We start from the raw sequence: 11508 nt of genomic DNA, 5'->3' as shown, positions 1-11508 counted from the left end.
GCGTGATCCTGCTCTCCATCCTGATCGTCTTCACCGGCTTCTACCGCCGCTGGCTCGCCCGCAACGAGCGCGCGAACGGCTGACCCGGCGAACCGCACGACCACGAAGGAGGCACCCCGATGAGCACCACCACCGACCGACCCACCCCCCGCGCCGCAGCCCGCACCGCGGCCCCCGCCGCCCGGCCCGCCAAGGTCCGCGGCCGCGGCGAGAGCGGACCGCTCGCCAAGACCCTGATGCACGGCGCGCTGATCCTGGCCAGCCTGGTCGCCCTGTTCCCGGTGGCGTGGATCCTCTACGTCTCGCTCGGCCCGGACAAGACCGACTACCTGCACCCCGGCGCGATCCTCGACAAGATCACCTTCTCGAACTACCGCACGGTGCTGTTCGACACCGACTTCATGAGCTGGTTCGGCAACGCCTTCCTGGTCTCCGGCGTCACCACCGTGTTCGGCGTGATGATCGCCGCCTCCACCGGCTACGCCGTCTCCCGGATGCGCTTCCCCGGCCACAAGCCGCTGATGTGGTCGCTGCTGGTCACCCAGATGTTCCCGATCGCGGTGCTGATCGTGCCGATGTACACGATCCTCTCCCGGCTCGGCCTGCTGGACAGCTACCTCGGCCTGATCCTGGTCTACTCGACCACCACCGTGCCCTACTGCGGCTGGCTGCTGAAGGGCTACTTCGACACCATCCCGGTGGAGATCGACGAGGCCGGCCGGGTCGACGGGCTCTCCCCGTTCGGCACCTTCTGGCGGCTGGTGCTGCCGCTCGCCCGCCCGGGCCTGGCGGTCGCCGCCTTCTACTCCTTCCTCACCGCCTGGGCCGAGGTCGCCTTCGCCTCCACCTTCATGCTCAGCTCCGACAAGTACACGCTGGCCGTCGGCCTGCAGACCTTCGTCAGCGAGCACGACGCCCAGTGGAACCTGATGGCCGCCACCGCGGTGCTGATCGCGATCCCCTCCTCGGTCCTCTTCTACCTGGTGCAGCGCCACCTGGTGACCGGGCTGACCGCCGGCGCCTCGAAGTCCTGACCGGCCGACGGCCTCACCCACCGACCGCTCCGCCTCCTAGTCCCAAGGGATACCGTCCATGACCCAGAACCTGGCCGACACCTCCCGGCCCGCCGCCGACGCCACCGCTCACGAGGCCGGTGCCGGCGCGGACAGAGGCTGGTGGCGGGACGCGGTCATCTACCAGGTGTACCCGCGCAGTTTCGCCGACTCCAACGGCGACGGCATGGGCGACCTGCCCGGCATCCGCAGCCGTCTGCCCTACCTGCGCGACCTCGGCGTGGACGCCGTCTGGCTCTCGCCGTTCTACGCCTCCCCGCAGGCCGACGCCGGTTACGACGTCGCCGACTACCGGGCGGTGGACCCGATGTTCGGCACCCTGCTGGACGCGGACGCGCTGATCCGCGACGCCCACGCGCTGGGCCTGCGGATCATCGTGGACCTCGTCCCCAACCACTCCTCCGACCAGCACGAGTGGTTCCAGCGTGCCCTGCGCGAGGGTCCTGCGTCCCCGCTGCGCGAGCGCTACCACTTCCGTCCCGGCAAGGGCGAGAACGGCGAACTGCCGCCCAACGACTGGGAGTCCATCTTCGGCGGCCCGGCCTGGACCCGCTCGGAGAACCCGGACGGCACCCCCGGCGACTGGTACCTGCACCTGTTCGCCCCCGAGCAGCCCGACTTCAACTGGGACAGTCCGGCCGTCGCCGACGAGTTCCGCTCCATCCTGCGGTTCTGGCTGGACATGGGCGTCGACGGCTTCCGGATCGACGTCGCCCACGGCCTGGTCAAGGCCCCCGGCCTGCCCGACCTCGGCGGCGGCGACCAGCTCAAGCTGCTCGGCAACGACGTCATGCCGTTCTTCGACCAGGACGGCGTGCACGAGATCTACCGCAGCTGGCGCAAGATCCTCGACGAGTACCCGGGACAGCGGATCGGCGTCGCCGAGGCCTGGACCCCGACCGTCGAGCGCACCGCCAACTACGTCCGCCCCGACGAGCTGCACCAGGCCTTCAACTTCCAGTACCTGGGCACCTCCTGGGACGCCGCCGAGCTGCGCGCGGTGATCGACCTCTCGCTCGACTCGATGCGCCCGGTCGACGCCCCCACCACCTGGGTGCTCTCCAACCACGACGTCACCCGGCACGCCACCCGGTTCGCCAACCCGCCCGGCCTCGGTACCCAGATCCGCACCCCCGGCGACCGCGCGCTCGGCCTGCGCCGCGCCCGCGCCGCGACCCTGCTGATGCTCGCCCTGCCCGGCTCCGCCTACGTCTACCAGGGCGAGGAGCTCGGCCTGCCGGACGTCACCGACCTGCCCGACGAGGTCCGCCAGGACCCGTCCTTCTTCCGCCAGGCCGGCCAGGACGGCTACCGCGACGGCTGCCGGGTCCCGATCCCGTGGTCCGGCGCCGAGGCCCCGTACGGCTTCGGCCCGGACGCCGGCGGCCCGTCCTGGCTGCCGCAGCCCGCCGAGTGGGCCGCACTCAGCGTCGAGGCGCAGACCGGTGACCCGACCTCCACCCTGGAGCTGTACCGGTCCGCGCTGGCCCTCCGCCGGGACACCGCCGACCTCGGCGCCGGCCGGGAGGTCGAGTGGCTGGAGAGCCCCGAGGGCACCCTGGCCTTCCGCCGCGGCTCCTTCGTCTGCACCGTCAACACCACCGGCGCCCCGGTCCGGATACCCGCGCCCGGCCGGCTGCTGCTGACCTCCGCCGGCGCCGACCCCCGGGTCGTCGACGGTGAGGCGCTGCTGGCCGCGGACAGCACCGACTGGTGGGCGGTCTGACGTGGTTGCAATAGGCTCTGGGACCGTGACTACGGCGCGACTCTCAGACATCGCGGCGCAGGCGGGGGTCAGTGAGGCCACCGTCTCCCGCGTGCTCAACGGCAAGGCGAACGTCTCCGCCGCCACCCGGCAGACCGTGCTGGCGGCGCTGGACGTGCTCGGCTACGAGCGGCCGACCCGGCTGCGCCAGCGCAGTGCCGGGCTGATCGGACTGATCACCCCGGAACTGAGCAACCCGATCTTCCCGGCGCTGGCCCAGGTGATCGAGCAGGCGCTGAGCCGGCACGGCTACACGCCGGTGCTCTGCACCCAGACCCCCGGCGGCTCCACCGAGGACGAGCTGGTCGAGATGCTGGTCGACCGGGGCGTGGCGGGCATCGTCTTCGTCTCGGGCCTGCACGCCGACAGCACCGCCGACCACGACCGCTACGCCCGGCTGGCCGGGCGCGGGGTGCCGTTCGTGCTGATCAACGGCTACAGCGAGAAGATCGACGCGCCGTTCATCTCGCCGGACGACCGGGCCGCGATGTGGATGGCCGTCCAGCACCTGGCCGAACTCGGCCACGAGCGGATCGGACTGGCCGTCGGGCAGCGGCGGTACGTCCCGGTGCTGCGCAAGATCGAGGGCTTCACGGCGGCCCTGCGGGAGGTGCTCGGGCACACCCGGGAGGAGGCCGAGGAGCTCGTCCGGCACACGCTGTTCAGCGTGGAGGGCGGGCACGCGGCGGCCGGGGCGCTGCTGGACAAGGGCTGCACGGCGATCGTCTGCGGCAGCGACATGATGGCGCTCGGCGCGATCCGGGCGGTCCGTCAGCGGGGGCTGGCGGTGCCTCAGGACGTCTCGGTGGTCGGCTTCGACGACTCGCCGCTGATAGCTTTCACCGAGCCGCCGCTGACCACGGTCCGCCAGCCGGTGGAGGCGATGGCCAACGCGGCCGTGGACGCCCTGCTGGAGGAGGTCGGCGGGAACGCCGTCCAGCGCGGGGAGTTCATGTTCCAGCCGGAGCTGGTGATGCGCGGCTCGACCGGGGGCCGCGCGCGCTGAGGAGACATCACGAGGGACGCCACGAGGGGCCCGGGAGCGAACTGCTCCCGGGCCCCTCGGCGTTCCGCTCAGCCCTCCTGGACGATGGGCCGGTCCGGGGTGACCCGGTGGCCGTCGGCGGCGTCACCGGTACGGGTACCGGTGCGCCGGCCCCGCTCCAGGAAGTCGCGGAGGATCAGTTCGACGGCGTCCTGCGGGTTCTTGGTGCCGGACAGCATCATCGCGTCGATGGCGAGATTGGCGTCGAGCGAGACGGTGACCTGGGCCATGGTGACTCCTCCTCGGGTGCTGAGCAGCAGCATGCCCGCCGGGACGGGCTTTGACCATGACTGTCCGGGACCGTGGTCGCGGCGGTGCCGCAGGTGGGCACGCCTCGGCCCCCGGGGGGAGGAGCGACGACTCTCCCCGGGGGCCCAGGTGCTACCGGATCAGACCCGGCCGGCGAAGTCCGGCGCCCAGTTGGCGACGGTCTGGACCCGCACGCCCGAGCTCGGGTTGGCGGCCTCGACGTACTTGCCGTCGCCGACGTAGAGCGCGACGTGGTAGACGCCGGAGTCCTGGCCGTTGTTGGACCAGAACAGCAGGTCGCCGGCCTTGAGCGAGTCCAGCGAGACGTGCGTGGACGCGGCGGCCTGGTCGGCGGCGACGCGCGGGACGGAGACGCCCGCGGCGCGCAGCGCGGCCTGGGTCAGGCCGGAGCAGTCCCAGCCGCCGTTGCCGGTGCCGCCGTAGACGTAGGCCTGGCCGACCTTCGACTGGGCGAAGGAGACGGCGGCGGCCATGCTGCCGGTGGCGGCCGGGGCGGGGGCCGGGGTCTCGGCCTTCGCGGCGGGCTCGGCGGCCGGCTTGGCGGCGGTCCCGGAGCCGTTCTGCGCGTCCTTGGCGCGGTTGAACCAGTCGAAGCCCTGGCCGGACTTGTCGGCGGCCGGGGCCTTCGCCTCGGCGCGGTCGCCGAGGGTCAGGTGCTGGCCCGGGTAGATGCTGTGCGGGCCCTCGGCCAGGGTGGCGCGGTTGAGCTCGTACAGCCGCTCCCAGCCGCCCTGGACGTTGTTCTTGTCGGCGATGGAGGAGAGCCAGTCGCCGGCGACCACGGTGTAGTCGGCGGAGGCCTCCTGGCCCGCCTGGCGGTGCCACTTCTGCCAGTCCTGGGCGCCGGTGCGCTGCTGGGCGGCGTCGGAGGCGGCCGGGGCCGGGTTCTCGGGCTCGGCGGCGGGCTTGGCGGCCTGCTGGGCGGCCGGCTTCTCAGCCGGCTTGGCGGCCGGGGCCGGGGTGGGTCTTTGCGGCCGGCGCGGCGGCGGCCGAGGTGTCCACGGCGGCGGGGGTGCCGCCCTTGGTCAGACCGGCCTGGACCGAGCAGACCGGCCAGGCGCCGGGGCCCTGCACCGCGAGCACCTTCTCGGCGATCGCGATCTGCTGGTCCTTGGTGGCGAGGTCGGCACGGGCGGCGAAGGCGGTGCCGCCGAACCCGGCCCAGGTGGAGTTGGTGAACTGGAGGCCGCCGTAGAAGCCGTTGCCGGTGTTGATGCTCCAGTTGCCGGTGCTCTCGCACTGGGCGACCTTGTCCCAGGTGGCGACGGAGGCGGCCGAGGCGGTGCCGGCGGTGAGGCACGGGACGGTGAGGCCGATGCCCGCGACGCCGAGGGCGGCGATCGCGCGGCGGGTGCGGCCGGACAGACGGGTGCCGTTGGTGGGCAGCATGAAGACGTGGTCCTCTCCCACGCCTGCGAGGTGAGCTGTCGGATTCGGGCCGGAGTAGCCCGGCCGCGCTGTGGACGCGGCTTCACCCCTAGCCCGGGTCCGGTCCGTGGACCGGTCCTGGGCGAACTACCTGTGGTTCCCCCGCTCCTGCCGTGATGTATTGCGCTGCCAGCACGCCCGACGGCAGGACTCGGCGTCGCGGACGGGCTGGGTCCGTGTGGCCACGAACGGGGAGCACGTTAAGCAGAGGCGGCTTCAAACCGCAAACATGTGTGATGACCGTCACAGTTTACGAAAGCCGTGCTGAACCGCTGTCCTTCATGATCAGAAATGACCGATTTCCGGCAACGCCCGTCATGGCCAACACAACTGCCTATGCTTCAGAGCGTCGGCACCATGCCGGCGCCGACGCAGCCGCCCGGGGGGAGGGCTACGCACCGATGGGCATCGACGAGGAGCCGGACGCCGCCCGTCCGGCCGCCAGGCCACGCGGGGCGCATCGCAGGGCAAAACATCGCAGAGCGGACATCCTGCCCGAACCACCCCGAACTCCCGTAAGCCGCCGCGCATTACTGCGCTGGCTGGCTGTCGGCACCGCCTTCGCGGCGATCAGCGGCGAGGAGGTCCTGCGCCGCTCGCTGACCGGCGAGACCCGGCTGGTCACCCCGGCCGCCGTCGTCGGCACCGACCCGCCCGGGGCGGCCGCCCCGATGGGCCAGGACGGCGGCCACGGCGCCGCCCCGCCGGCCGCCACCGCCGCCCCGGGCACCGGACCGCCCGAGCAGCCCGCCCCCGCGCCCACCGTCGACCAGGGCGGCCGCCGCTGGTCCGACCGGGCCGGCTGGGGCGGCAGCCCGCCCGGACCGCGCAGCGCCGTCCGGATCACCGACAAGGTCCTGCTCGACACCGACGCCGAGGTCGGCTCCCTGCTGGTCGAGCCGGGCGGCAGCCTCACCTTCGCCGCCGACCGCACCCTCACCCTCGCCGCCGCGGGCAACGTCGAGATCCGCGGCACCCTCGCCCTCGCCCCCGACGGCGACCGGGTCCACACCCTCCGCTTCCCCGCCGTCGACGAGAAGCGCTTCCAGGGTGACGGCATGAAAGTGGTCGACACCGACGTCGGCCTCTGGGTCACCGGCGCCGGCTACCTGCGGCTGGACGGCGCCGCCAAGACCGCCTGGGTCCGTGCCGAGCGCGAGCTCAGGGCCGGCGACACCGTCGTCGACCTGGCCGCCCCGCCCGCCGGCTGGCTGCCCGGCGACGAACTGGCCGTCACCCCGACCGGCCCGCCCGACCAGGACGGCTTCGCCGCCGCCTACGACCTCGTCACCGTCCGGTCCGTCAGCGGAACCACCGTCACCCTGACGACCCCTCTCAAGTACCCGCACCCCAGGGTCGCCGCCGGAGGGGGCGTCACCGTCGGCGCCGAGCTGCTCAACCTCACCCGCAGCGTCCGGGTCGAGGGCAGCGCCAAGGGCCGCGCCCACGTCCACCTCACCAGCACCCGCCGGGCCGACGTCCGGCACACCGCGCTGCGCTGGGTCGGGCCGCGTGCCGACACCAAGGAGACCTGGCGCGGCCCGGACGGCACCGCGCCCGTCACCGCGCCGGTGCTCGGCCGGTACGGGCTGCACTTCCACCGGCTCGGCGACGCCACCCGGGGCACCGTGGTCGAGGGCGTGGTCGTCCGCGACGCGGGCAGCCACGCGTTCGTGCCGCACGCCAGCCACGGCATCACCTTCCGCAGCTGCGTCAGCCACGAGACCTGGGAGGACGCCTACTGGTGGGACGGCCCGCTGGACACCCGCACCCCCCAGCAGCCCTCCGACGACGTCGTCTACGAGTCCTGCGTCGCCTCCCGCACCCTGCTCGAACCCAACCCCCGGGCCTACCGGCTGACCGGCTTCAACCTCGGCGCGGGCACCGGCGGCAAGGCCGTGGACTGCGTCGCCGTCGGGGTGCAGGGCGCCACCGGAGCCTCCGGCTTCGAGTGGCCGGAGAACAGCGAGGGCGTCTGGACCTTCCAGCGCTGCCTGGCCCACAACAACCTCCAGGACGGCATCTTCGTCTGGCTCAACGCCCAGCGGCACCACGTGGTCACCGAGTTCGCCGCCTACCACAACGGCGGCTGGGGCATCGAGCACGGCGCCTACCTCAACGACTTCGACTACACCGCGAGCGTGCTGTACGGCAACGCGGGCGGGGGAGTGGCGCTGCACGCGCTCGGCCGGGACCGGGGCAGCAACTTCGACGGGCTGCTGATCGACGCCGCCGGGCACAGCGACTCCGCCGGGCACAGCGACTTCGCGGTCTCCACCGCCCGGCACGAACTCGCCGGGGAGTCGGTCACCTTCAGCCGCAGCCGGTTCACCGGCTACCGCAGGGCCGGGATCGCCTTCCGCGCCGGGGCCGACGGCAGACCGGACGACGTGCTGGTGCTGGACTGCGAGTTCGACGGCAACGAGCTCTGGCTGGACCCGGAGGCCGGGGCGCCCAAGAACATCCTGCTGCGCCGGGCCGGAACGACCGAGGTGCTCCAGGTCCGCCGGGCGGGCGAGGAGGGCACCGAGCGGCCGCAGTGGAACGCGGTCGCCGCTTCGGTGCCGACCCTGGCGGGCCAGTCCCGGCCGGTACAGGTGCCGGGACTCAGGCTGAAGGACGCGGCCGCGCCCACCACCCGGGTGGGGCGGTGACGGTGCCGCGCCGCTGCCGGGTGCCGTCGGCGGACGCGCGGCGGGCCCGGAACGGAAGTGCCGTTCCGGGCCCGTTCACGCGGTGTCCGCTACTGGGCGGCGTGCCGTCCGGCGCCGCGGGGGCCGGTCCCGTCCGCGTCCTCGGCCTCGTCGGCCCCGAACTCGGGGGCGACGGCAGGCAGCGCGGCCAGATAGGTGGAGGCGACCAGCTGACCCACCGCCTGGTACGCGCCCAGCGGCGCGGCCGACGGGCAGCCGGACTCCTCGGCGGCCGCGGCGAGCAGCTCGGCGTCCGCCTCGGGGCCGATCACCAGCGGGGCCAGGGCCGGGTTCTGGGCGCCCATCTCCTTGAGGTGGGCGACGGCCTCGGCCACCGAGCCGGGGATGTCCAGCGCAGCGGCGACGACCGGGACGGCGAGCCGGGCGGCCAGCAGCATGCCGGTGATGCCGGCCGCGTCGGCCGCGGGCTGCCCGCCGACGGTGGTGAGCACCACGCCGTCGGCGGCGGTCGCGATGGCGAACAGCCGGGCGCGGTCGGCGCGGGCCAGACCGGCCTCGGAGAGGCGGACGTGGACGGCCTCGGCGAGCAGCGGGTGCGGGCCCAGGGTGTCGGTGACCTGGGCGCCGTACTCGGCGGCGAGGGCGTGCAGTTCGGCGAGGAAGCCGTGCGGCCCGGGCACCAGCGGCACCACGACGGGCGTCGGCAGGCCGGCCTCGGCCGCCTCGGTCAGGAGTTCGGCGACGGTGCGCTCGGCCGCGGTCCCGCCGGTCTGCTGGCCCTCGGCCCCGCCGGTGGGCAGGTAACCGGCGGCGGTCAGCACGCCGTTCTGCTCGCTGCGGACGATCGACAGCAGCTCCTCGACCACGGACCGGGATTCCGGTCCGGCGGCCGCGGGGACGGCGAGCAGCAGGGCCGGGGAACCGGCCGGGATCTCGGGGCGCTCGGGACGGCGGTGGCGCCCCCGCGCACGGGAGCCTGGAGTACGGACGGGCAGTGGCGCGCCCGGGATGGCTGCGGTGCTCATGGCGGAGATCGTAGGACATCGGCCCGCCCGGCCCGCATTCGGCTGCCGTACCGGGTGGGACCACCGCTGCGAAAACCGGACATAACCGGCCTCCGGGCGGCAGTTGTCCCGGTACCCGCGTAGATGCGACGGAACGGGGCTTTCGTTGCACGAGTGGCGCGTGAGATGTCTCACAGCATACGACCGGCCTGACGGAGCGTCACTGAAGTGCGACTCCCGGCGTCGGAAGATCAACATTCAGCGGGGGGTCGCCTACGGGCGGTTAGCGGCTACTTGTCGATTCGCTCGACTATGTCCGCTTATATACCGCCGGGGGGGCTCCCCGTGAAGAGTTCCGGTTCGGTGTCGAAAAGGCCGTGCACCTGCAATGTCCCGTGCTGATGCACGTGCACTGGAGCTATCATCGCGTCAAGTGAGGCGTTGTGCCGGGCCGGTACGGGGCCGGCCCGGTCGTACGGCCGGGGCCGGGGCGCCGAGCTGGACGACCCACTCCGGAGCTCTTCGGGAGATTTCTATGCACGACTCGCACGACACGTACGACACGTACAACGGGATGGCCGCTGCGGACCTCGAAGGCGTGGTCTGGCAGAAGAGCCTGCACAGCAACTCTCAGGGGAACTGCGTCGAATTCGCCGCCCTTCCGGGGGGCGAGGTGGCGATGCGCAACTCGCGCTTCCCGGACGGTCCGGCGCTGATCTACACCCGGGCCGAGATCGCCGCACTGCTGCTGGGGGCCAAGGACGGGGAGTTCGACCACCTGGCGGTCTGACCGGTCGCCGGCTTCACCATCGGGGGGCCGTCGTGGGTGCTGACACCACGACGGCCTTTGTCTTTTCCGGCCGTCCTTGCCGGTTCTTCCGGTTCTTCCGGCTGTTGGTCGGCTCTTCCGGCCCCGGGGAGCCCGGGCCGAGGGGTGCCCGGCCGCGAAGGCCGGGCCTGCACCGGGCCTGCGAACGCCGGCCGCGCTCGTGTCGGCCCCGCGATTGTCGGCCCCGTGCCTGTCGGCCCCGCGTTGGCCGCTCGCCTTCGTCGCCCGCCCTCCGCCGCCCGCCTTCGTCGCGCTGCCGAGCCGCCGCACGCGGATCGGAGGGACGCGGACCGGAGGGACGCCACCGCCGGAAGGCTGCCGGTGCCCGCTGCCCGAGGGCCGCCGATCGCCGTTGCCGGGGTGGAGTGGTCGCCGGAGGAACTCGCCGGCCGTGGTGTGGTGTTCCCGGCGCGGCTGTCGGCGGACGCGGAGTCAGGCCGAGCGCCGGTGCCGTCCGCCGAACTCGGCCACGGGGGCCGGTCGCAGGCTCTCCTCCGCCTCGAACAGCGCCCAGACGACCTTGCCGCCGCCCAGCGGGTGCCAACCCCAGGAACGGCTGAAGGAGTCGACCAGGTGCAGTCCGCGGCCGGACTCGGCCACGAAGTCCGCCTCCCGGGCCACCGGGCCCAGGCTGCTGGGGTCGCTCACCGCGCAGACCACCTGCGGCGCGCGGTGCACGAGGCTTATTCGGATCGGCAGCCTGCCCTCGGGCGTCGGCTGCGTGGGAAAGTCGTGGTCGTCCGCCGTGGTCGGGCACGCGCCGATCGCGTGCCGCAACGCGTTGGTCACCAGCTCCGAAGCCACCAGCGCGACATCGTCGAAGAGCTCGCCCAGGCCCCAGCGCTGCAGGGCGGTCCTGGCGAAGTCGCGCGCGGTTCTGACGGCTTCGTAGCGGGGAGCGAGCGTACACGTGACCACATGGGGGTCGACTGCCAAAGCCGTTCCGGTGCTCATGAAGAGCTCCTCCCATAAGGGGGCGGACACGGCTGGACCCGCCGGGGTCATGCCGGTCACCTCCGACTCGCTCGGCCGCGCGGCCGCCCCTCGACCAGGCGCGCGCGCACGAGGGCCCGGAGGCGCGGGGGCGCTGCCGGGCCGGTGCACGGAATCGCGCGTGGGGTCGACGCGGAGCCCGCGGGATTGCCAGGGATGTGCAGGTGCACGTGCACCATCGTGCTCTGCGCTCACTACAGATGCAAGAGCCGATTCACGTGCAGTCGTTCAAATGGCATATGCAAGCGCCGGATGCACGTGCATCCTGGTGTGCGGAGTGCAGAACTGATAGGAACATCCGTCAGTATCGGCACCGTGAGCGCTCAACTGATGGCAGACTGTGCGCTGTTTGCCCTAGGTGGAGGTTAGGACCGCATGACCACAGTTCAGCCGGGCGGCGGCTCGATGGTCCGCCGGATCCTCCTCGGCTCCCAGCTGCGCCGGCTC

At 73.1% G+C, this 11508-nt stretch carries 10 protein-coding genes and 1 riboswitch; of the genes, 5 read left to right on the top strand and 5 right to left on the bottom strand.

What is annotated here, in order from left to right:
• Positions 1–119 precede the first annotated feature (119 nt).
• From VR45_RS29590 to VR45_RS29580, 3 genes are read left to right on the top strand one after another with little or no spacing between them, the layout of a single operon-like run.
• A complete protein-coding gene (locus tag VR45_RS29590; RefSeq protein ID WP_045942932.1) occupies positions 120–1034 on the top strand; it encodes a carbohydrate ABC transporter permease in 915 nt (304 codons plus the stop codon).
• Positions 1035–1092: 58 nt separating this feature from the next.
• A complete protein-coding gene (locus VR45_RS29585; RefSeq protein ID WP_045942931.1) occupies positions 1093–2799 on the top strand; it encodes a glycoside hydrolase family 13 protein in 1707 nt (568 codons plus the stop codon).
• Positions 2800–2824: 25 nt separating this feature from the next.
• Entirely contained in the window at positions 2825–3844 is a 1020-nt protein-coding gene (locus VR45_RS29580) for a LacI family DNA-binding transcriptional regulator (protein ID WP_199839833.1), read from the top strand.
• Positions 3845–3912: 68 nt separating this feature from the next.
• On the opposite strand, the gene VR45_RS29575 is transcribed toward VR45_RS29580, so the two are convergent.
• From VR45_RS29575 to VR45_RS29565, 3 genes are all read right to left on the bottom strand, one after another.
• Positions 3913–4113, bottom strand: a complete 201-nt coding sequence (locus VR45_RS29575; RefSeq protein WP_045942929.1) for a hypothetical protein — start codon at positions 4111–4113, stop codon at positions 3913–3915.
• A 159-nt stretch (positions 4114–4272) separates the two neighbouring features.
• Positions 4273–4935, bottom strand: a complete 663-nt coding sequence (locus VR45_RS29570) for a LysM peptidoglycan-binding domain-containing C40 family peptidase (RefSeq protein WP_052709472.1) — start codon at positions 4933–4935, stop codon at positions 4273–4275.
• Positions 4936–5086: 151 nt separating this feature from the next.
• A complete protein-coding gene (locus VR45_RS29565; protein WP_286163527.1) occupies positions 5087–5563 on the bottom strand; it encodes a transglycosylase family protein in 477 nt (158 codons plus the stop codon).
• Positions 5550–5717, bottom strand: a riboswitch (cyclic di-AMP (ydaO/yuaA leader). It overlaps the preceding gene by 14 nt.
• Before the next feature lie 265 nt (positions 5718–5982).
• Between VR45_RS29565 and VR45_RS29560 the strand changes: the two genes are divergently transcribed.
• On the top strand, positions 5983–8235 hold the full coding sequence (locus VR45_RS29560) for a hypothetical protein (protein ID WP_045942928.1): 2253 nt from the start codon (positions 5983–5985) through the stop codon (positions 8233–8235).
• A gap of 89 nt (positions 8236–8324) precedes the next feature.
• Here VR45_RS29560 and VR45_RS29555 read toward each other — a convergent pair whose 3' ends face one another.
• Complete coding sequence (locus VR45_RS29555) at positions 8325–9260, bottom strand: hypothetical protein (protein WP_063772561.1); 936 nt, start codon at positions 9258–9260, stop codon at positions 8325–8327.
• A 514-nt stretch (positions 9261–9774) separates the two neighbouring features.
• On the opposite strand from VR45_RS29555, the gene VR45_RS29550 reads away from it, so the two are divergent.
• Complete coding sequence (locus VR45_RS29550; protein ID WP_030392214.1) at positions 9775–10029, top strand: DUF397 domain-containing protein; 255 nt, start codon at positions 9775–9777, stop codon at positions 10027–10029.
• 471 nt (positions 10030–10500) lie between these two features.
• Here the strand turns inward: VR45_RS29550 and VR45_RS29545 are convergent, their stop codons facing one another.
• Complete coding sequence (locus tag VR45_RS29545) at positions 10501–11022, bottom strand: ATP-binding protein (protein WP_233290527.1); 522 nt, start codon at positions 11020–11022, stop codon at positions 10501–10503.
• Between the last annotated feature and the right edge of the window lie 486 nt (positions 11023–11508).

It is taken from the genome of Streptomyces sp. NRRL S-495, from assembly GCF_000966955.1.
Classification (GTDB): Bacteria; Actinomycetota; Actinomycetes; order Streptomycetales; family Streptomycetaceae; genus Kitasatospora; species Kitasatospora purpeofusca.
Note: the sequence above shows the minus strand (reverse complement) of the source record. Positions and strands in the feature narration are given on the sequence as shown.